The sequence below is a fragment of the Deinococcus sp. genome (assembly GCF_030523985.1).
Lineage (GTDB): Bacteria > Deinococcota > Deinococci > Deinococcales > Deinococcaceae > Deinococcus.
Map to the genome: position 1 here is coordinate 89421 of NZ_JAUNHK010000001.1, position 21315 is coordinate 110735.

General features: G+C 64.5%; 14 protein-coding genes and 1 pseudogene. All 15 read right to left on the reverse strand.

What is annotated here, in order from left to right; translation table 11 throughout:
- Positions 1-48: 48 nt before the first annotated feature.
- Positions 49-807: a hypothetical protein gene (locus tag Q4C89_RS00495; RefSeq protein ID WP_303100646.1), complete on the reverse strand. Its 759-nt coding sequence runs from the start codon at positions 805-807 to the stop codon at positions 49-51.
- A 22-nt stretch (positions 808-829) separates the two neighbouring features.
- Entirely contained in the window at positions 830-1582 is a 753-nt protein-coding gene (gene ung / locus Q4C89_RS00500) for a uracil-DNA glycosylase (RefSeq protein WP_303100647.1), read from the reverse strand.
- A gap of 235 nt (positions 1583-1817) precedes the next feature.
- Positions 1818-4448 carry a hypothetical protein gene (locus Q4C89_RS00505; protein ID WP_303100648.1) on the reverse strand — a complete coding sequence of 877 codons (2631 nt, stop codon included), beginning with the start codon at positions 4446-4448 and terminating at the stop codon, positions 1818-1820.
- Positions 4448-9337, reverse strand: a complete 4890-nt coding sequence (locus tag Q4C89_RS00510) for a hypothetical protein (protein ID WP_303100649.1) — start codon at positions 9335-9337, stop codon at positions 4448-4450. The genes Q4C89_RS00505 and Q4C89_RS00510 overlap by 1 nt, the downstream gene beginning before the upstream one ends.
- A gap of 2 nt (positions 9338-9339) precedes the next feature.
- A complete protein-coding gene (locus Q4C89_RS00515) occupies positions 9340-12339 on the reverse strand; it encodes a DUF11 domain-containing protein (RefSeq protein WP_303100650.1) in 3000 nt (999 codons plus the stop codon).
- Positions 12340-12483: 144 nt separating this feature from the next.
- Positions 12484-14499 carry a hypothetical protein gene (locus Q4C89_RS00520; RefSeq protein WP_303100651.1) on the reverse strand — a complete coding sequence of 672 codons (2016 nt, stop codon included), beginning with the start codon at positions 14497-14499 and terminating at the stop codon, positions 12484-12486.
- 320 nt (positions 14500-14819) lie between these two features.
- Positions 14820-16004 (reverse strand): glutamine-hydrolyzing carbamoyl-phosphate synthase small subunit, encoded by a 1185-nt coding sequence (gene carA, locus Q4C89_RS00525; protein WP_303100652.1) that lies wholly within the window; start codon positions 16002-16004, stop codon positions 14820-14822.
- Between the two features lie 236 nt (positions 16005-16240).
- On the reverse strand, positions 16241-17950 hold the full coding sequence (locus Q4C89_RS00530; RefSeq protein ID WP_303100653.1) for a hypothetical protein: 1710 nt from the start codon (positions 17948-17950) through the stop codon (positions 16241-16243).
- A gap of 83 nt (positions 17951-18033) precedes the next feature.
- Positions 18034-18564: an N-acetyltransferase gene (locus Q4C89_RS00535; RefSeq protein WP_303100654.1), complete on the reverse strand. Its 531-nt coding sequence runs from the start codon at positions 18562-18564 to the stop codon at positions 18034-18036.
- A gap of 37 nt (positions 18565-18601) precedes the next feature.
- Positions 18602-19057 (reverse strand): GNAT family N-acetyltransferase, encoded by a 456-nt coding sequence (locus tag Q4C89_RS00540; protein ID WP_303100655.1) that lies wholly within the window; start codon positions 19055-19057, stop codon positions 18602-18604.
- Between the two features lie 126 nt (positions 19058-19183).
- Positions 19184-19666, reverse strand: a complete 483-nt coding sequence (locus Q4C89_RS00545) for a GNAT family N-acetyltransferase (protein WP_303100656.1) — start codon at positions 19664-19666, stop codon at positions 19184-19186.
- Positions 19667-19841: 175 nt separating this feature from the next.
- On the reverse strand, positions 19842-20327 hold the full coding sequence (locus tag Q4C89_RS00550; protein ID WP_303100657.1) for an HIT family protein: 486 nt from the start codon (positions 20325-20327) through the stop codon (positions 19842-19844).
- Positions 20320-20676 (reverse strand): DUF86 domain-containing protein, encoded by a 357-nt coding sequence (locus Q4C89_RS00555; RefSeq protein WP_303100658.1) that lies wholly within the window; start codon positions 20674-20676, stop codon positions 20320-20322. Before Q4C89_RS00555 ends, Q4C89_RS00550 begins: the two co-directional genes overlap by 8 nt.
- The gene (locus tag Q4C89_RS00560) at positions 20666-20968 is read right to left on the reverse strand and encodes a nucleotidyltransferase family protein (protein WP_303100659.1); all 303 of its coding nucleotides are present in this window, start codon (positions 20966-20968) and stop codon (positions 20666-20668) included. Before Q4C89_RS00560 ends, Q4C89_RS00555 begins: the two co-directional genes overlap by 11 nt.
- 6 nt (positions 20969-20974) lie before the next feature.
- Positions 20975-21315, reverse strand: a pseudogene (locus Q4C89_RS00565) (argininosuccinate lyase); the annotation flags it as partial.

The following is a 21315-nucleotide window of genomic DNA, read 5'->3' on the forward strand; positions in this document are numbered from 1 at the left end:
CGGGAATTGGCTCTCCGGGGCGCGGCAGAAGAAAAAAACGACCAAAGTTTATTCGCGGGCGACAAACACGACCGCGCAGCCGTCATGGTCGGCGGTGGTTTCACGGGGCGTGTCTACCTTGCTCAGCAGGTCTACATAGCCTTTCTTGCGGAAAGGGGTGCGGGTGTTGAGTTGCTCGGCCAAATCTTCGCGGGTCACCATAAAGTCGCTGAAACTGCGGCCTTGCCCCGTCACGTTCTGCGCGGCGATACCTGCCAGAAACACGTATCCCTCACCGTATTTCCAGGGGCCGAACAGCCGCAGCCGCTCCTCGCGGGCGGTGCCGAGGCCACGGGCGAAGGTCTGTCCGGCAGGAACTTCGGGGGCAAAATCGCCGTTCAGGTACGCCTGATAGCCGTGCGTATAGCCGTCTGCCGGGTTCAGGCCGACCCGGTCCAGGGCGCTGGTCACGCGCAGCAGGGCTTCCTGGGGCGATTTGGCGAACAGGTCTACCATGACGACGTTGACCGGCTCGCGCAGGTTGCGGCCCTGCACCTTCAGGCCGTCCACATCGGCGCGGGTGCGGTCCGAGCGCAGCACCCACACCCCCATCTGGCCCACCAGTTCGACCCCGCCGAACACGTCGCCCTCCTGCACGGCGAACCGGGGCGTCAGCGCCATTTTGATGGGCTGCCCGGTGGCCGAAATCAGCGAGGTGGTGCCCGCAGGCCCGGGCGTCGCCGTCCAGTTGGGGGACTTGGCCGCAGGCATGCAGCCCGTCAGCCCCAGCATGAGCAGCCCCGTCGCCAATACCGCGTGATGTTTCATGGGTCCAGTCTACCCCTGTCGCCTAGCCTTCTTCGCTGACCTGCTCGGGCAGTTGCCACTGCACCGGGGTTCGCCCGGCCTGCTCCAAGGCAGCGTTGGCCTGCGAAAAGGGCCGCGTGCCGAAAAAGAGTTTCTCGCTCAGGGGCGAGGGGTGGCCCGACTCGATAATGACGTGCTGTTTGCCCGTAATCAGCTTCTTTTTCTTGCGGGCGTAGCTGCCCCACAGGATAAAGACGACCCGCTCGGGCTGGGCGTTGACAGCCGAAATCACCGCGTCGGTGAACTGTTCCCAGCCTTTGCCCTGGTGGCTGTTGGCCTGCCCCGCCCGTACCGTCAGTACCGCGTTGAGCAGCAGCACGCCCTGGTCGGCCCAGGAGCGCAGATAACCGTGCCGGGGGGCCACGAAACCGGGGATATCGTCGGTCAGTTCCTTGTAGATGTTGCGCAGGCTCGGCGGAATACGGACGCCGGGACGCACGCTGAAGCTCAGGCCGTGCGCCTGACCGGGGCCATGATAGGGGTCCTGGCCCAGAATCATGACTTTGACGTTGCCCAACGGCGTGTAGCGCAGGGCATTAAACACGTCGGGCGCAGGCGGATAGATGGTCTGCTCACGGCGTTCCTCGACCAGAAAGTCCTTGAGGGCATAAAAGTACGGCGCGGCAAATTCGTCGTGCAGGGCCGCTTTCCAATCTTCGGGCAGGTTGGCCGGATAAAGCGGCTTGGGCGCTGGCACGTCCGCAGCGAGGCCGAACAGGTCGGGATGGTCAGTCATAGGGAGACCTTCTTTCTGAAGCGAGAGACGGAGGAGGGAGGCGGCAGACCCCGCCCGGTACGCCCGGCACATAACGATGCCTTTTCGTGGTTGCCGTAAAGATGATAAATCGGCGCAGCTACCACTTCAAATTCTGATAGGCCACGAACCCAGGTAGGGGTGGCCCCACTGCTAAGCGCAACGAAAAGAGCCACCCCGAGAGGTGGCCCCTTTGCCGCACCTGCTGGTGCCGTCCTTACTTGATGGTGGTCCGGAAGCAGACCTGGTACTTCTGGCCGGGTTCAAGTCGGGCGGGGGCACCGTTGACATAGACTCGTCCGCTGGTGAGGACGCCCGCGTCACCGTCGGCAGCCGCCGTCAGGTACTGGGTCTGTCCGGCCGGGTCGGTGTAACGGATGTCCTGCCCAGCCAGCCCGAAGCCGCCAGCCAGGAAGGTGGTGTTGCTCGGCACCGTGTCGGCAAAACGCAGGTTGGTCGCCACGCCGCTGCCGATGCTGGTGGTGGTGATGCAGTATTCGAGCACGTCGCCCGGTTTGCCGCTGCCACTCGTGCCCACTGGCCCGCCCGCCGTGACGTTCTGCACGGTCTTGATGGCCGTGAGCTTGACCGGACGGTAGATAGGCGTTTCGGTGGGGTTGGTGGGAATCGGGATGGGCGGCGTGTTGCCGTCGGTGTAGGTGATGACGGCGACGTTCCGCACCATGCCACTGGTGGGGGTGAAGGGGTCGTTGACCTTGACACGGAAGGTGATGACCGCCTCGCGGTCGAGCGTGCCCGGCGTGGTATGGACATGCAGCACCTGGGTGGTACAGGCCGCTCCAGTGCTGGTCGAGCTGCAAATACCCACAGGCTGCGCGAAGGGATAGGCAGCTCCCGTAAGGCTGACGGTCTGGCCGTTGAGAACCGTCGTCGTCGCTCCGTTGATACGGGCGCTGTCGGCGACATAGGTCACGCCTTCGGGCAGCACGTCGCGGAAGGTCGCTCCCCCGGCCGGAAGCTGACCAGCATTCCGAACCACGATGGTGTATTCCAGCGTATCGCCCGGCTGCACGGCGCTGCCGTCCTGACCTGCCACCTTCTTGTAGCTCTTGACCGGCTCGATGATGGGGCGCAGGTCGGGGTAGGAGCAACTCGCGAGGTCAGTCGAACCCGCAGTCGTCCCACCCACCGCAGTCAGGCCAATCTTGGCCGGGTCCACGATATTGAGTCTGCCTGCCGAGTTGGCGGCATAGATGGTGTTGCCCACCGCTGCCAAGCCGTTGTACTGCACCGTGGCCGACGCCGAGGTGAGGTTGCCGAGATACTCCGCCGTGAGGGTGCGGGGGTCCACGAACCACAGGTTCACGTTGCCGCTGGTCTGGGCGCTGAGCAGGTAGAGTTTGCCGTCGGCAGTGGCGAAGAAATCGCCGTTTTCGTAGAAGCCCGACACGCCAGTCGCTGTGCTGGCGGGCTTGAGCTGTCCCAGGCTGGTGACCGTGCCGCTGGTGTTGAAGCTCCAGAAGTTGCCGCTGGAGTCCATGGCGTAACCGACGCCGCTGCTGGTCATCGCCATGCGGACGATACGCCCTGAGACTCCGCTGAATGTGCTGCCCTCTGTCCAGCGACCTGTGGACGAGTTGTACATCCACAGACGGGTCGGGACGTTGTAGGGATAGCCGATGGCATCGGTTGCCACGTAGAAGGTCTGGCCGTCGGGCGAGAGCGCCAGCGCCGCCGAAGTCAAATCCTGATAGCCCGTAAATAGCGAGCCAACGCGGGGCAGGGTGGCGATCCGGGTACCGACCGTGTTGGTGGTGGGGTCAATGACGTTGATGGTGCGCCCGTCATAGAGGCTCCCCGTGCTGGGAACCATCAGACCGTAAAGCGTGGTGCACTGGGTCGGCACCGGCGTATTCACCTGCGTCACGGTGGTGGTGTTCTGAGCGCACTGGTTGGCCGGGTTGGTGGTGCCGGGGGTGCAGGTCGCCGGGTCAGGAATATTGTCCGGGTCGTCTCCCCCGCCCACAGCGGCCTTGTTGGTCACGCTGCCGACGGCGCTGCTGCCCACATTGACCGGAAGTGTCAGGGTCACCGAGCCCGTTTCAGCCAGAACACTGGTGGTGGTGCAGGTCACGAGTTGCCCGCTGACCGAGCACGTCCAATTGGGTGCGGGCGAGAACCTGGTGCTGGTCGGCGTGATGCCGGTGGGCAGCAGGTCCTTGACCGTGATGGTTCCCCGTGTGGGCGAGTTGGACGGGTTCGTTACCGTCAGGGTATAGGTGGCCCCGCTCTGGCCGACCGTCCAGGGGCCGTTGCTGGTCTTGGACAGGGTCAGGGTGGTGTCACGCGGCAGATTGGTGTCGAAGGTGCAGATGTAAACCGCGTCTTTGTTGTTGGCCGGGTTGCTGTCGGTCATTCCCGCAGGCAGCTGAATCTGCGCCGTGTTGGTGAGCTGGGGATCGACCGCCGTGACCTTGGCGGTGTAGGTGATTCTCATCTCGCTGCCAGCGGGCAACTTGGGAATGGTGAAGTTGGGCAGGCCCGTGCCGGAGGGGGCCGGACACTGCGCGCCGCCGCCCACCACCGTACAGGTCCAGTTCAGGCCCACCAGTCCCGGCTCGACCGTGTCGATCAGGGTGGCGCCATCCGCTGCGACCGGCCCATTGTTGACCACTTGCAGGGTGTACTTGACCGTATCGCCCACATAGAACTTGCTGATACGGGGGTCGCGGCTGTTGCTGAGGTCGACGTTTTTGTAGACCGCCACATCCGTGGTGGACGTGGCCGCACTGGCCTGCCCGCCCCAGGCCAGCAGGGCAGGCAGGGCGAAGGTCAGCGCCAGACGGCTGCGGCGGAAACGCAAACGGGAATAGCTAGAGGTTTGCATCAGGGTTGCCCCTCCATTTCGGGCGCTTCGGATGTGGGCGCGGCAACGCGGACCGGGGCCGTGTCGGTGACAACCTGCTGGGACGCCACCTGTTGGGCCACGCCGCCCTGCTGACCGTCGTCGAGCATGAAGTCCAGACGCACGTAAGCGCCCTGACGGGTGTACAGGTTGGAGTTGATGCCTGTAAAGCCCATGGGGTTGTAACCCAGGGTGACCCAGGTCCCCGGCAGGGCACGCACGCTGCCCTCGATGCCGAAGCTGTAGCCCTGGTAACCCGTGGCGGGTTGCAGCAGGGCGCGGGCCGCCAGACCCAGACCCAGACGGTCGGTGAAGTAATAGGTGCCGCTGGCCGACGCCTGATAGGTGGCGCTGTTGGGCTGGTTGAGCAGCATCCGGCCCGCGATGCCGCCGCGCAGGGCGTAGCGGGGCACGTGGTATTCCAGGTTCGCTTCACCGATGACTTCGGGGTTCTGGGCGGCCAGTGCGCCGTCCTTGTAGCGCAGGTAGGCCAAGCCCTGCCACTCGCTGGCCCGCAGCGCGGCGCTGATGGCGACGTTGTTGCCGGTATCGGTGGCTTTCGGCCCCATCACGCGGGTCGCGTCGGTGCTGAGGGTCAGGCGGTCGTTGACCGAGTAGCTCGCGCCACCCTTGAGCGCCACGCGGAAGCCGTCTTGCTTGTGCGACACGTCGCTGCCCAGGGTCGCCACCAGACGCTCGTCCTTGTAGCGCAAGCTCGCCCCGGCGTTCCAGCCGTCGTCGTCACCCGCGAGGTCGAGCAGGTAGCCACCGTTGAGGCCCAGCGACACCTTGTCGTTGATGGGCAGGGTGGTGTCCATCCCGAAACGGGCGCGGTTGCCCCAGCCGTCTGCACCGGGCAGGTCGTAGTTGACCGCCACGTTGGTCATGCCGAAGCGCGAGTTCAGGCCCACCGAGGCGCGGCTGTCCTTGCCCCAGCGCACTTCGTCACGGGCAGTCAACGTCACGTTCTCGCGGATAGGTGCCGTCGCCGTAACGGTGGTCGTCGGGGTCAGTTCGCCGCCGATAGGCTGGGCATGCTCGACCTTGACGACGTAGCCGCTCTTGCTGTAGCCCGCGCTGCCCACCAATCCGAAGCCCTTCTGGTCACCGAAGCCCGCACGCACGCCCAGACCCACCGTGAAGGGTTTGAGGTCGTAGGTCGCCTTCACGTCGGCGTAGCCACCGTCCTTGCCCACCTGGTCGTCGGTACGGGCATTCTTGCGGTAGTAGCCCGACACGCCCACGCCGAGGCGGTCCGTCACCTTGTAGGCGGCGTCGCCGCTGACGGCCAGACCGTTTTCGACCTGGTTCAGGCCGGTGTACTTGGGGTCCTGGTAGCGCACGCTGCCGTTGGCCTGCACGCGCTCGGCCTGCACGTTGGCCGTGCCCGTCACCATCACGCCGCCGCCACTGTAGGCGGTCAGCAGGTCGGCGCGGCTGATACCGTCGGCGTAGCGGGCGCGAACGCCTACGCTGGTCGTCCCGTCGAGGGCCACCGCCGCCGCGCCCAGGGTCAGGCGGTCCTGCATCAGGCGGGTGCTGGCCTGCACGCCCCAGGCAATCTGGCGCTGGGTCATGGGGTCGTCCAGGCGGTAGCGAACGCGCACCAGCTGGTTGTTGCCTTCCTCATCGGTCAGGCCGACGGCCTTCTGGAAGTACACGACGCCGCTGGAGTAGTCCACGGTGTAGTCGCGCAGGCGTTGCAGACGCTTGATCTGCTCGGCTCCGGTACGCGCATCCACCGAGACGACCTCGACCACTTCGCTGTCGGCCAGCAGGTTCGCCTTGCCCAGGCTCAGGACGCGGGTGCCGTCGGCGGGGAACTCGGCCTGCACCTCGCCCTTGGGCAGCGCCGCCACGAAGCCCGACACCTGTGGGTTGGTGCGGGTATAGCCGCTGAGGGCCGTGGGGTTGATGCCGAGGTTGAACACGTCCACCGGCAGCGCCGACTGGCGGTACTGCACGTTGAAACGGGGGTGCTCGTAGCGGAAGGCCACCGGGTCAATGCCTTGCAGCGGAATGTCGTGAACGCTGGCGTCACCGTAGGTGGGGTAGCGCTCCAGCGGGTTAGCAGTGTTGGGCAGGCCCGCCTTCTTGTCCTGCGCGAAGGCGAACTGTCCGTTCGTTCCACGCTCCGCCGTCATCGCTCCGGCTCCGGCCACGTAGAGTTTGCCTTCACCGATAGGGGTTTCGAGGTAGCCCGCAGCGCGAACTTCGCCCGCGGCTGCGCCACCGCTGCCCAGCAGAGCACCTGCCGACACTGTACCGATACCGACGCGGGTCTTGCTCGGCACGGCCTCAAAGCTGCGGACGACGGGCTTGTCGCCCACCAGCACCTTCACGTCGAAGCGCACCGGAGCATTGAGGGGTTGCATTTCCAGCACGCCCTCGCCGTCCTTGAGGGTGATCTGGTAGCTGCCCACCGTCGGCTGGGCGTCACGGCGCTCGGGTTCCAGCGAGGTCTGCACCGTCACCGTGCTGCCGTTAGGGAGGCCCGCCGCGTCAAGCAGTTTGATGCCGACCTTGATGGGCGTCACGCCGTCGGCCACCAGTTGCTCCGGGGTCAGTTCGGCGGTAACCGGCACACCGGCGAGGTACACCTTGACCTGCTGCCCGCCGTAAGCGATCACGTTCTCGCCGGGCTTGAGCACCTGACCGAAAAACTCGCGGCGCTGCGTTCCCTTGCCGGGGTCGGTGACCTTTTTGCCGAGGGTGGCGGCATCCACAGCCACGCCGTTGACGGTCGGCAGAGACGCGTCGTCCATGTTGCCCTGCACGGCCACCGTGATGCGGTCGCGGTCACGGTAGATGGTTCCGGCGGCAGGCAGCTTGAGTTCGCCGGGGTTTTCCTGGACCTCGGCCTGCACGCTGACCGGACGCAGCCCGTTCAGGTCGTCGAGGTTGCCGTCACCGACCAGGACTTCCAGGTTGTTCTTGGCGTACTTGCCGACCAGGGTGGGGCTTTCGAGGGCGCCCAGCGCACCTTCGTGGGTGACTTTGTAGGTCAGCACGCCACGCGGCGCACCCGGCGTCGTCCAGTACAGCTTGCCGCTCGGCCCGGTCTGGGGGTCGGTCAGGGCTTTGCCGTTAAGCGTGCTGCTGCCCGCCACGTAGGTCGCGTCTTTGGGCGGCTGGTGGGCAATGACGATCTGGGTGGCGGCCTTCGGAGAATCGAAGGGAATCCGCACCGTGCTTTCGCGCTGCACCGCCACCACGGTCTTGGCGGGAGGCGGAGGCGGGGTCACCGTCAGCGTGCCGACCACCGTCTGCTGGCTGTCGCAGGCGCTGCTGAGGGTCGCTTGCAGGTCGCCCTGTCCGGCTTCCTCGCCCTTCACGCGGGCGCGGTAGCTGAGGGTCTTTTCCTCGCCGGGCTGCAACTCGCCGCTGAAAGTCGCGGGGTCGAGGGCTTCCAGACGCTCGCCGGGGTTGTCGGTGAGCTGGTAGGGGGCCGCTACCGTGCTGGTGTTCTTGAGGGTCAGCGTCACCGTCACCGTTTCGCCGGGTTTGACCTCGGAGAGTTCGGCGCGGCGCAGTTCGATCTGGGTCGCCGTCGGCAGCACCCGCAGGTCGAGGTTCTGGCTCTTGTTCCAGGGCAGCAGGGTCGCGGTTGCGCTGACCTGCCCAGCCGCTTCCGGGCCAGCCTTGGCCTCGAAAACCAGCACCCCAGGGTTGGCGGCGTCCACACGGGCCGTCACCGAGGTTTCGCCATCTGCCGTAAAGCCCTTGGGCAGCTTGACCTGCACATTGGCGGGCAGCGGCTGGCGCTCGAATTCGGTGGTGGCGCGGGCCGTGAACTTGACCACGTCGCCCACACACACTTCAGGCTTGTCGGCGCTGAAGCTGAGGTCCATCTGGGGCTTGACCTGCACCTTGACGGTTTTGGTCTGCTCCTTCTCGACCGTGACCGCCGTCTGGTCAATGGTGACCTCGGCGCCCTTAATCGGCTCGGCTTCCAGAGCGTATTCCTGCGCGGGCAGCGTAAACGGCCCGGCGGAGCCCTGCACTTCGTAAGCCTGTTCGCCCACCTGCACGGTGGCCTGGGTCGGCAGCGTTTCGTCGGGCAGCACCAGCTCGGCCACCAGTTGCAGTTTGCCGGTGGTGTCGGCGTTGACGACCGTGATGGGCGCACCCGTCAGCTCGAAACCGACGGTGTTGGAGTACTGGAAGGTGTCCTTGGGCTGACGCAGGTAGACCGTGTAGTTGCCTTTGGCTTCGGGAACCTGAATGTCGTCCCACTCCAACTGACCGCTGACCTTGATGGGGTAGGTGTTGCCCTCGGCGTCACGCAGTTCGGCTTCCAGTTCCTTGGGGCCGTCGCCGTCGTACATCCGCAGCGACATCGCGCCGCCGGGGTTGTAGACGTTCAGCGCCGGAACCCAGTCGTTGCTGCGAACCGTGACGTTGAGGTGGTCTGCCTGCACCGCCGCGCTGATGGAGTTCAGGCGGAAAGCGAAGGTGTTCTTGCCGTTGCCCTCGGTGGTGACCTTGAGGGTGTAGGTTCCGGCGGGCAGGTCTTCGTTGATGAAAGTCTGCCAGTCCTGGGCACCCAGGCCGTAGTCGAATTCTTTGACGACCTCGCCCTCGGCATTGGTCAGGACGAAGGTGCTCGACACGGGGGCTTTGGGCTTCTCGGTGGAGTAGTTCTCGTCACCGTAGTAGTCGGGGCTGCGGTAGTCCTGGGGGTCGAACTGCGCCCCATAGACATCCAGTTGCACACGGGAAGAAACCCCGACCACCAGTTTCAGTTCCTGGTCGCCCACCGTCCACATCAGCTTGTTGCCGACGGAGGTGAGGGGCAGAGACGTCGCGATTTCCTGGGCGGTCGCCGCGCCCAGCAGCGCCGCCGTCAGGGTGGTAATGGCGCGTTTCACTCTCAGTACCTCCAGCTTGCCGTCGGGTCAGTGACGGCGGCCTTGGAATCGCCCAGCCAACGGAAGCGGTAGGTCACCGCACGTTCGCCCGTCGGCAGCGGGTCGAAGTTCAGAATATTTTCGCCGTCCACGAGCTGTGCGCCCTGGGGCAGCGGATCGGTGAGGGTAAAGCCGGGCAGAGGCTGGCTGTTGCTCAGAATCAGTTGCACGCGGTACACCCCCTTATCTTCGGTCGTGAAGACCTGTTTGTTCACCTGCATGGCCTTTTGCGCCCCTTCAGGACCGCCGGTGATTCGCAGCGTGGTGTCACGAATTACGGCGATGTCACCGCCGTCGGGGGCCAGCGGGAAGTCCACGCTGGTCAGGTTGCGAACGTACACCTGACGGCTACCGGGCAGGCCACTGTCCTGCGGCATCTTCAGGCTGGGCAGCGCCACCGAGTTGGGGTCGAGGCGCAGGCCCCAGGTCTGTTCGCGCACGTTGCGGAAGTGGTAGCGCCCTTCGGCGTCGGTCACGGCAATGCGGCCGTTCGCCAGAATGACGCGGGCTTTGGGGCAAGGCAGGTCCACGCGGTAGTCGTAGACGCCGTTGCGGTTGCGGTCAAGGAACACGTACCCGACGAGGTCGGCGTTGTTGACCCCGAAGCTCAGCGGTTCCACCTTGTTCAGAACCTGTGCGTTCTTGGTCTGGGTTTCACGGTCACTCGCCACGGCGCGGGCCACCGCGTTGTTACGCAGTTGCGGGTCGGCTTCCGGGGTCACGGTGGCCTTGAAGCGAACCTGGGCGCTCTTGCCCGGTTCAATCAGCGGAATCGTCCAGACGTAGGTGCGGGTGGCGGCATCAATGCGCGGGTCAACCGGCGTGAAGTCCGTACCCACGGCCGTCGTGGCGCGGTAGCCACTGCTTCCGGCGATGTAGTTCAGCCCCACCGGCAGCACGTCCTTGATCTCGATGTTCGTCAGAGGCAGCGTGGCGCTGTTGTTGGTCACGGTGAAGACGTAGGTGACTTCCTCACCGAAGCTGACCGTGGGCGGGTTGCTTTCCTTGATCAGGGTGAAGTTGCCGCTGTTGAAGACGGTGTTGTTGGTGGGCGGCGAGACCAGCGGCGTGGTGAACTGGTCGCTCGTCACGTTGAAGGTGTTGATCAGAACCGCGCCGTCGACTGCGTCTGCCGGAACGCGGATCTTGACGGTCAGCGTCACCGTCTCGCCGGGCTGCACTGTGCCCAGACGCCAGACGACCTCGCCGTTTTCCAGCACGCCGCCCCGATCAGCACTCAGGAATTCGACGGCGGTTCCCGTCGCCTGCGCCTTCAAGACACTCTGGCTGGTGACGCTTTGGTTCACAGCGCTTGCCGAGAGCTTGGATACGGGCGCGGTGACCGCACTGGGCTTCACACCGGTGCCGGGCGGGTAGACGATGCTCAGCGGGTCACGGACGACCACGTTCAGCAGCGGCACAGGCAGGCTGTTGGTGAAGCTCAGGGTGTAGGTCATCTCCTCACCCGGACCCACCAGCGTGCCGTTGCCCCGGTCGCTGACCTTGGTCAAGCCGATGGTGTTGGGGTAGACGGTCGTGATCTGGTCGATGGTGCGGTTGGGCGCGGCTCCCTTGGAGCTTTCGCTGATGAGCGTGGCTTCGACCCGTGTGGGCTCCGTCGGCTCGGTGACATAGCAGGCCTGAAAATCGGCGGTGGCCTGCGGGTCGAGGGTGACCACGAAGGCGTTGCCGGAAAGGGGCTGTCCCGCCAGGTCGCGAAGCTGGGCTTCCGCTCCGGCAGTCAGGTTTTCTACACGCGTCGTGATGGTATCGGGCAGGTCACCCAGGTTCTGCACGGTGTGGGTAAAGCACACGACCTGACCACCGAGCGCCTGCTCGCGCACCTGACGGTCGTTGGCACTCAGTTCGCCGCCGGGGAGGGCCTGCGGGTTGCCCTGCGGCCCGAGTGCGATGCCCGGCTCGGGGCGGATGGTTACCACGGCAGAGGCGTCGATGGTGGCTCCGCCGCTCGTCACCGTCGCCACGTTGCGGCGGGTGGTGGCGTCTACACGCGGAGCCTGCACCCGGAAGGTGAGCACCAGATTGCCGCCCTGGGCGACAGCAGGCGTCCGTGCCCGGATGCCGAGAACCGTCTGGGGCTGCGTGGTGTTCCAGGTGACGCCATCGGCGGTGTATTCGAGGACCGCAGCGGCGGCAGCTGTTCCACCGAGGCGGGCGCTGCCACTCACGAAGGTGAAGTCGCGCATGTCCGCCGTGTTGAGGAAGTCGGTGACGACCGCTTCCTGCGAGGTGCCGCCCGTATTGCTCAGAACCACATTGACGGTGGTTTCTTCGCCGGGGCGCACCTCGGTGGGGGCAAAGGTCTTTTGCAGCGCCAGCGCGGGCGGGTCGGTCAGGAGCACCTGAGCCACGTTGTCGGCATCACGACCACCCGCAGTGTCCACGCTGTTACTCGTGCAGCTCGCGATCAGGTTGGGGTAGGCCGTGCCACGCGCACTTTCCGCCGCCGAAACCCGAACCAGCAGGTTCACGGTCTGGTCGGCCCCTACCGTGGTACTCGTCACAGCAGATTCGCCTGCATCCACCGCACCGTTGCCGTTGGTGTCCTGGTAGATGGTCAGTTGTGGCGTGAACTGCGACGCCGTTTCCGTGACTGCGCTCAGGTTATACAGGCTGCTCACGTTCCCGGCGTTGGAGAGCTGATAGCGCAGGAAGCCCGTGCCACCGGGGTCGAGCGTGATGCTCTGCCCAGGCGCACTGACGCTGCCGTTCGGTGTGACGCTGGCGCTACAGACCGGGTTGATAACCGTTTCCACCACGGGGCTGGGCACACGACCGGGCTGACCATCGAGCAGCACATAGTCCAGGGTGGCCTGGTTACGAATGACCGTGCCCGCAGGCGTTCCAGCACTCAGGGCGGGAGTGCTCAGCGCGAGACTCAGCGCCAGCAGCGGCGCGGTGAACTTTAGGCGAGACTGTTTCAGTCCAAGGGATTGTTGCACGTTGCCTCCCAAACTCAGGGTTGACTTCAAAAACGGGTGTCTTTTGTTGTGAGGGATACGAAAAGGAGAAGTCTTACATGAACAAGTGAGCGAAAGCGGCGCACCCCGCCCAAGGGCAGAGCGTGCGCCGCTTGGCAAGGGGCCTTACTTCACCTTGACCTTGAAGGTCACGTTCACCGTCTGACCGGGCTTCAGGATGTCGCTGGTGTTGATGAGGTTGTTGCCGTCCGTATCAACAGCCGCGCACAGCTTGGTGCCCGCCGTCGCAGGAGCCGTCGCGCTCCAGGTGGTGCCGCCGTCGGTCGAGTACAGCACCGTACCGGTAGCCGTGGTGGTCGCGACGAAGCTGACGAAGGTGGTGTTCGCTGGCAGGGTGTCGCACACCAGAGCCTTGGTGACGTTGGCGTTGGTGGTGTTCTTGCCGATGATGGTGTAGGTGAGGGTGTCGCCGGGCTTGGCTTCCTTGAAGTCGACCGTCTTGGTGACCGTGGGCTTGCCGCCGTTGTCGCCAACCGTGATGGTGTCGTTGGTGTCGGGCACCTTGACGTTGGGGTTGGTGTTCGACTTGGCTTCCTGGTTCAGGGTGATGGTCTGCTTGGCGGCGGCGCAGGGCACGTCGACCACAGCAATCAGCTTGACTTCTTCGCCGGGCTTGATGGGGCCGGTGTTGCCGTTGACCAAGGCAGTGTCACCAGCGTCCAGCTTGCCGTCGCCGTTGACATCCTTGTAGTACGTCACAGGCACGATGACGGGAGTGGGGTTCACGGTGCCATCGGCGTTCAGGACCGTGACAGGCGCGGTGCCGGTGACCGTGAAGGTGTCGTCCTGGCTGCCCAGGTTGGCAATTTCCATCGGCAGGTAGCTGCGGATGGGGGCCGTGCAGGTTTCGGGGTTGCCGGGCTTGACAGGGTTGCTGGGGTTACCGGGAACGTCAACCGCAGGCGTACCAGGGATGGTGGGATCACCGCCGGGGGTGTTGGGGGTGGGGTCACCGAAGGACAGACCGGGCACCTTGACTTCGATGATGTCGGTGGTCTTGTCGCTCCTGGTGGGGTCGTTCTGGCTGGTGGTGGTGATGACCACCGAGGGCAGACCGGCCAGCTGAGGCGCGGTGGTGCCCGCAGGCAGGGTCACGATGACCTGGATGTCGGCGGTCGCGTTGGGAGCGAGGCCGGGCACTTCGGGGTTGCCGTCGCCGTCCGCGTCAGGCAGGGTGTTGCCGTTGGCGTCCTTGAAAACGACCGTAGTGCCGGCGGGGAAGTTGTTGGTCTGGGTCAGCTCGAACGTGTCGGTGCGGTTACCGGTGTTCTGGAGCGTGTTGGTGAAGGTCACGGTCAGCTGGCCGCTGGGCAGCGTGGTGACGGTCGCCACTTGGCTGTCGCTGGCAGTGGGAGTGATGGTGATGCCTTCGGGGCTCTGGTAAGCAGGGGTCACGGGGTTGCCGTTGCCGTCGGCGTCAGCCTTAGGCCCGATCACAACGCCGTCCTTACGGTCCACGGTCACCACGTTGGAGTTGTTGCCGTCCTGGGGAACGCTGGGGTCGTTGTTGAAGTTGGGGTTGTCGTTGCGGGTGCCGGTGGGGTCGCCACCGAACTTGTCGGTGCTGGTCGCCGTGCAGGGGATGTCATAGACCTGGATGAACTGCACCGTCTGGCCGATAGCCACGTTGGTGATGGTGGTGACAGCACCGGCAGCAATCTCGGCGGCTTCAAGCTGACCGTTGGCGTTGCTGTCGATGTAGTAACGGATGTTCTCGGGGGTCTTGACCGCGCCGGTGGGATCCGGGGTGTTGGTCAGGGTGTAGGACTCACCGTTGACGTTACCGGTGTTGATCAGCTTGTAGACAAACTTGACGTCCTTGTCACAGGGCTTGACGGTGCCGGTTTGACCAGGGTCGGTGTAGTCGGGCTTGGTGGTGTCGGTGCTGCCGTCGTTGGGGGTAATGGTGAAGCTGGGCACGGGCACGACGACCGTTTCGACAGGAGGAGTCGTCACCGTCACGCTCGGGGGATTGGGGTTGTCCTTCGTGGGCTCGGGGGTGAAGGTGATTTCCGCCTCGTTGATAATCTTCGTGCCAGCGGCAGTGGGCTGCTCTTCGGCAGAAGCGGTACCTACGGCGAGGGCGGCAACCAGAGCGATAAAAGACCAGGATTTCTTCATGATGACTCCTTGAGGAACAGAGATACGATCCAGACAGCAACTAAAAAACCGACAAATCGTGCGAACACGGCTTTGTCGGTCGCGCCACTCGCTCCTCATCCGACAGGCGCCCGAATACGTCAGATGGCTCTATGCTTCAAAACACACTTTTCTGTCGCTCACGTTGCACTCACGGCCAGGTGAGTACAAGCGTGACACCTATCATAATGCCCTAACGCGAGAAGGTTTTCATGAGATTTATCACAAAGTGTTTCGGAAAACGGATAAATCTCACGTAGGTGAACCTTCTGCGAACATGATTCCGCGCCCTTAGGCAGTTGTCAAACCCCCAGACGCCCAGCACTTGCTTTAGAAATGGGAGTACCGTTTCCACCATCGAAAGCATCGATTTCCTCGATAAAGCGGTCGAAGAGGTAGCGGCTGTCGTGAGGACCGGGACTGGCCTCGGGGTGGTACTGCACCGAGAAGACGGGGTAACGGCTGTGGGCCATGCCTTCCAGGGTGCCGTCGTTGAGGTTGACGTGGGTCGCCACGAAGGCGCCGTTCGGAATGCTGTCGAGGTCCACCGCGTAGCCGTGGTTCTGGCTGGTGATCTCGACGTTTCCGGTCAGCAGGTTCTTGACGGGCTGGTTGCCGCCCCGGTGCCCGAACTTCATCTTGAAGGTCTTACCGCCTGCCGCCAGTCCCAGAATCTGATGGCCGAGGCAAATGCCGAAGGTGGGGAGCAGTCCCATCATTTCCCAGGCCGTTTGATGGGCATACGTGGGAGCGGCGGGGTCGCCGGGGCCGTTGCTCAGGAAAAGGCCGTGTGGCTGGAGCGCCATGATCTGGGCCGGAGTGGTATGCGCCGGAACCACAATCGGTTCGATGCCCACTTCGGCCAGGCGCTCGATGATGGTGTGCTTGATCCCAAAATCCATCAGGACGACGCGCTTGCCCTGGCGCAGCGTGGGGAAGGCGTAGGGCAGGGCCGTGGTCACCTCTTTGGTCATGTCGTGACCGTCGATGTCCTGGTGGTCTAGCGCCCGCTGCACGTAGACCTGTTCCTCGGCAGGCGTGAACTCGCCGTAGGGGTCGTCGGGGTGGGTGTAGCTGCGGTGGGCAATCACGCCCTTGACCACACCACCCGTGCGCAGGCGGCGAACGAGCGCCCGCGTGTCGATGCCCTGAATGGACACCACGCCGTGCGCCTGCATGAACTCTTCGAGCGACTGCTGGGCGCGGTAGTTGGAGTACTCGCCGCTGAATTCGCGGGAAATGAAGCCACGTACGTAGGGCTTGTTGCTCTCCATGTCATAGATGGCGACGCCGTAGTTGCCGACATGGGGGTAGGTGATGGTGACGATCTGACCGTTGTAGCTGGGGTCGGTCATGATTTCCTGGTAGCCCGTCATGGACGTGTTGAAGACCACCTCGCCCACCGTTTCGCCCCGGTGTCCGAAGGCGTAGCCCCGGTACACGGTGCCGTCTTCCAGGGCCAGAATGGCGCGTTCCTTGCGAATCATGTTCTTACCTCCATATCGCCTCGCTGGGCGGATTTCATGGTTTAGCGCGCGAGACCCGAGTCCCGCCTTCCCCCTATTCTGCCCTATTCGGCGGCCCCCTCCCCTTTCCCTGAGCAGGCGACCCGTCTAGAGCCGATGACCCGTAGAACCAGCCAATGGTTGTTGACACTGCCAGCCGCATAAAAGGGGACCGGGCCACCCGCCGAAGGAGAGGCCCGGCCGTCTACACAGGCGCGCTACCAGCGGTAAAGCACGTTGGATTTGCTGAGAACGACATTGCCGCGCACCGCTTTGGAGGCCGTCATGCCGTCGTAACGGTTGAACAGGTCAGCCATGACCAGGCCCACCTGCTGCTCGGCGCTGGGGCCGTCCGGCCCGAGTTCGGCCAGCAGGGCGTCGAGTTCTTCGAGTTGAGCCCGTTCCTCGTCGGTTAGGTCGGCATATTCTTCGCCGGTCAGGTCGAGGCCCGTATCTTCCGCTTCTGCGCCGTCCAGGGCCAGGCCAAAGTCTTCGGGCGTCAGGTCGGGCAGGTTGCGCCCGTACTGCCAGCCCGCACCCGTCTGGGGCAACTGCGCCGCCTGGAAGGTCGGGTCGCTGCCGAGGACGGGCGCAGTTTCGTCGAGCGCTTTCTTCAGGGCCGAGTCGCTGAAGGCAAACACCACATAGTCGCCCCGGAAACCGTAGACCATCTTCAGGTCGGACAGGGCGCTGCCCAGGTCGCCCACCTGACCCAGGGCCGTCGCCGCTTCGTCAGGCAAGTCCTTGTTTTTCAGCAGCTCACCCAGCGACTGCCCGACCCCCTGGAACGCCTTGTTGACGCTGGCGACATAACCGGGCAATTCGGCTTCGGCGAGGGCGCGGTCACGCACGCGCTGGTAGTACAGGCTATGGGCCATGCTCGCCAGCGGGTCGGTCTGCGAGTCGAACGAACTGACCGTGCTGCCCGCCAACGCGACCTGGGCGCACTCGTCCCCGAGGTACTGCGCCGAGCGTTCGAGGTGGCTGGCGAGTTGGCTGTCGCTCAGGAAGCCGAACGGGTCGAGCAGATCGAACCGGGTGAGCCAGCGGGCGGTATAGGGGCTACTCTCCGGCGCACAAGCGTTGGCGACCACGGACTCGGCATCGGCGGGGATGATGTTCGCCACGCCGAAGGTGGTCTGGTGCGTCAGCACTCGGGCCAGTGCTTTGTCCTTGCCCGCCGTGTTGACCACGTGCGCCCCGGCGCTGGTCAGCCCCCCGGCATTGGTCGTCAGGCCGCCCGCGTACTGGCCCAGGGTGTCGAGCGCGTCCACCAGCGGCGAGAGCAGGCGCGGAAAGCCCCACTGTCCCAGTTGGCTGCGAACGACCTTGGCCGCACCCGAAAAGTTCATGTACAGCGACATTTCCTGCTGCCCTATCGAGCGCGTAGGCATGGTGTAAGCCGCCGATTCCATCAAGCGGGGCGCAGCCTTGCCACTGAGTCGGCCCAGGTAGGCCATCAGCAGGTCTTTGTCGGTGGAGAAGTACGCCATGTTCTGCGACATGCCGACAAACACGCTGCCCTGACGCGAGAAGGTGTAGTTGCCCACCCGTGCGCCGGGTTTGTCGGGAATCAGGTCACGCAGCAGGCCACGGGCTTCCGCCGACACCCGCGTGGCCCCCAGCACCTGTGGCATGAAGGGCTTCCCCGGCTTGCCCACCGCGAAGACACCGACCACCGCTTCATCGGCGAGCGAGCCGTTGAGCACTTGTTTGATGCCCTTGACTGCCCCCGTCAGGTCTTCGCTCTGCCCAAATTTGGCGGCGGCGTCGGCCCCCAGCCCCACGATGCGCCCGAACGCCTTTTGCGCGTCGTGCGTCTCGAAGGTCAGCAGCGCCCCCGCCGGAAGATGCCCCGCCAAGCTCGCCGCCTGCGCGCCAGACCCGAGAGCCAGAAGCCCCGCCGTCACCAGAACATTCTTGTTCATGACCAGAGCATAGCGAACAACGAACGCTTGGTCATGAGCCAGATGGCTTATCTTTTTTTACGTAAATAACATAACCAACTACCTCAGGTCAGTTCGCGGAACATGGCGATTTCGTTGCAGTTCTCGAAGAAGGCGCAGCGCTGGCACTCGCTCCAGACCTTGGGGTGCAGGCTGGTCTTTTCGATACGCCAGAAACCGCACTTTTCGAAAAAGCCCTGCTGATACGTCCAGGCGAACAGGGCGGGCAGGTTCAGGGCGCGGGCCTCGGCTTCGCAGGCGGCGACCAGTTGGCGGCCCAGTCCCCGGCCCTGCATGGCGGGGTGAATGGCGAGACCGCGCACTTCGGCCAGGTCGGGGGCCAGGATGTGCAGCCCGCACACGCCCGCCAGCCCGCCGGATTTGCCCTCGTGGGCGTCGGCCAGCACCAGATGAAAGTCACGGATGGTTTCCGCCAGCAGCGGGCGCGAACGCACCAACATCAGCCCCCGTGCCGCCCAGTAGCCGATGAGTTCGTGAATGGCTTCGATGTCCGACAGCCGCGCCTTACGCTCATGCAGCGGCGCGTCGGGGTGGAGGTCAGGAATGGCAATGGAATCGAGCGCGAGAAAGGTCATAGTCGCCTCTCCCCCGCCCGCACGGACGTGGCGACCCTTACTTGGTCAGGTCGCGCATCCAGGTTGTGCCGCCGGGCCGCTCGCCGCGTGCCTTGTACGCCTGAATCTGCGGCGCGTCGGGGATTTCGCCCATGACCACCGCCAGCGGAATCTGAGTAAAGCCGAAGGTTTCCCAGTTGCCCCCCTTGGAAAACATGTAGATGGCCCGGTCGCCCCGGCCCCGTGCGTACTCGACCGCACTGATGACGAGTTGACGCCCCAGGCCCAGCCCCCGCGCTGCCGGAGTCACGGCGGCTCCACGCAACAGGCTGACCCCGTCGCCGTGTTCCAAGCCCACCGCACCGACGGCCTGCCCGTCGCGCTCCATGATCCAGTAGGTCGTGCCACCTTCCAGCGTGGCGTCGGTGTCCAGCCCGGCTTCGGAAAACACGCGGGTCACATTGGGTTTGTCGGCAGCGTTCGCCAGACGGGTGGTCAGAGTGGTATCGGTCATGCAGTCCTCCTGCGGCAGAAGCGGAACACCAGGCCGCCGCGCTGCCCAGTTCCAGCCCTTGCCGGGCAAATTTTTCTGTGGGCGCAGCATAGCGCAGGACACCTGCTGCGGCGCAGGCTGTCTGACTCACCCCGCGACCTCCGGCTGTGCCAGTTGGCACTTCCAGACCTGTTCTTCCTGAATCCAACCCTTGCACATGCCGCTTTTGACCTGCGGCGCTTCGGGGATGGCGGCCTCGACCTCTGCCGCCGTGCTGGGCACGAAGCCGAAGCGTTTCCAGTAGTCGCCCGCCTCGGAGGAAAACAGGTAAACCGTGTGGTCGCCGCGCAGGGTCGCGTGGGTCAGGGCCGACCGCACCAGCGCCCGCCCCAGGCCGTGGCTGCGAAAATCGGGCAGCACCGCCGTCGAGCGAATCAGCGACACGCCCTGCCCGTGCTCCAGGCCGATGCAGCCGCCGGGCTTGCCGTCGAGAAAAGCGATCCAATAGGTCGAGCCTTCGGGGGTCACGCTGGAAGTGTGCAACTCGGCCTGCCGGAGCAGGGATTTGACCGTTTCAAAGTCGTCGGGGCCAGCTTGCAGCAGGCGAATGTGTTTGTCGGAGAGGGTCAAGGGGAAAACTCCTTTTGGGTGCGGGTGGCTGATGGCAATGGGTAGGCGGCCTAAGTACGTCGAACCTAACATTTCGCATTTTCGGGAAAGAACCGAAAACGCTTCATTCCCGGTTCGACGTACTTTTTTCGATACTCGCTCCGCTCGGTTAATCTAAAGATTAACTTCGAGATGCTTAACTTCGTCGTTCGGCGGCCTGGGCCGCAGCTTTGAGGAAGTACCGCGCACCCGCCCCCGCTGCCGCGTCGGTGTTCCAGCGCGGGATGACGTGCAGGTGAACGTGCGGGATGTGCTGCCCGCCCGCCGGGTAGACGTTCCAGCCTACGGTGTAGCCGTCGGGCTGAACAGTGGCATCCAGATAGGCGCGGACTTCGTGCAGCAGGGCATGGACGGCGGCGGCTTCGGCGGGTGTCAGGTCAAAGACGGTTTCGCATGGACGCTTGGTGACGATGAGGCCGGAGTGGGGCAGCCCGTCAAAGTGTTTGGGGTTCTGGGTGTAGACGCACAGGTCATTTTCCAACGTGAAGCCCCCGGCAAAGTCGGCGCGGGTGGTCAGCGGATTTTCGTCTGGCTGGGCGAGGTGGTGCGCCCACTCCCGCTCGCGCTTTTGCAGCAGCGTGCCGTCCAGATTGAAAAAAAGGGGCTTCGCCTGGTCAGTCATCTGTCTTCAACTCCAAGTCGTTGAGCAAGGCTTCCAAGGCCGGGATAAGTTCAGGCAGGTCGGCAGTGACGACTTGATACAAAATGGCAGGCGAGACCCGGAAATATTCGTGTGTGATGACGTTTCGCAGACCCCGCACCTGCGACCACGGCAGCTGGGCGGCACCGAGACGCGTTTTTTCGCTGACGCTTCCCAGAGCTTCCCCCAGAACCAGCAACTCGTATTTGAGGGCGGCCAGGGTTCGGGGGTCGGCGGTCAAGTCGCCCAAGCTCATCGCGGCGACAAAATCTACGGCAAGACGTGCCGATTGCAGCGCATCGGCCACACGCTCGGCATCGCTACGCGGCACGCACGGCCTCTCGTTGTGCCTGGGCCTGGGCCCGCTCGTGCAGGCCGTCGAATGTCCCTACCTCCACCCGCCGCCCCAACCAGCCTTCCAGAGCGGGGGCGATGTCGAAAAACGCCAGACCCAGCGGACGCGAAAGCCGCACCAGCACATCAATATCCGAGTCGGGGCGCAACTCGTCACGCGCCGCCGAACCGAAGAGCCACACCTCCGCCACGCCCAGCGCCGCCAGTTCCTCACGGTGCGCGGCGATGGCCCGAAGCACTTCAGCACGATTTTGAACAGACTTCGCCATCTGCCTTCAGCCTTCAGCCATCTGCCGCTTCGCCGCCTCAATCGCCTCGCGCACCCGCTCTGGTGCAGTGCCCCCAAAGCTTTGGCGACTGCGAACGCTTTCTTCTACGGTCAGCTTCTGGGCGACTTCAGCGGAAAGGAGTGGATGGGCCGAGCACAATTCTTCGTCGGTCAATTCCCAGAGTTGTCGACCAGAGCGGCTGGCAAGGCCCACCAGCCCACCCACGACCTCGTGCGCCTCGCGGAAAGGCAGGCCGTTGCGGGCGAGGTAATCCGCGACATCGGTGGCGGTGCTGTAGCCCCGTGCGGCGGCGGCCTTGGTGGTTTCGGCGTGCCACACCGTCTTGG

What these genes read in the sequence shown, in the direction of transcription:
- Q4C89_RS00495 (WP_303100646.1), bottom strand. Translation starts at nt 807, where the DNA reads ATGAAACATCACGCGGTATTGGCGACGGGGCTGCTCATGCTGGGGCTG.
- ung (WP_303100647.1), bottom strand. Translation starts at nt 1,582, where the DNA reads ATGACTGACCATCCCGACCTGTTCGGCCTCGCTGCGGACGTGCCAGCG.
- Q4C89_RS00505 (WP_303100648.1), bottom strand. Translation starts at nt 4,448, where the DNA reads ATGCAAACCTCTAGCTATTCCCGTTTGCGTTTCCGCCGCAGCCGTCTG.
- Q4C89_RS00520 (WP_303100651.1), bottom strand. Translation starts at nt 14,499, where the DNA reads ATGAAGAAATCCTGGTCTTTTATCGCTCTGGTTGCCGCCCTCGCCGTA.
- carA (WP_303100652.1), bottom strand. Translation starts at nt 16,004, where the DNA reads ATGATTCGCAAGGAACGCGCCATTCTGGCCCTGGAAGACGGCACCGTG.
- Q4C89_RS00530 (WP_303100653.1), bottom strand. Translation starts at nt 17,950, where the DNA reads ATGAACAAGAATGTTCTGGTGACGGCGGGGCTTCTGGCTCTCGGGTCT.
- Q4C89_RS00535 (WP_303100654.1), bottom strand. Translation starts at nt 18,564, where the DNA reads ATGACCTTTCTCGCGCTCGATTCCATTGCCATTCCTGACCTCCACCCC.
- Q4C89_RS00540 (WP_303100655.1), bottom strand. Translation starts at nt 19,057, where the DNA reads ATGACCGATACCACTCTGACCACCCGTCTGGCGAACGCTGCCGACAAA.
- Q4C89_RS00550 (WP_303100657.1), bottom strand. Translation starts at nt 20,327, where the DNA reads ATGACTGACCAGGCGAAGCCCCTTTTTTTCAATCTGGACGGCACGCTG.
- Q4C89_RS00560 (WP_303100659.1), bottom strand. Translation starts at nt 20,968, where the DNA reads ATGGCGAAGTCTGTTCAAAATCGTGCTGAAGTGCTTCGGGCCATCGCC.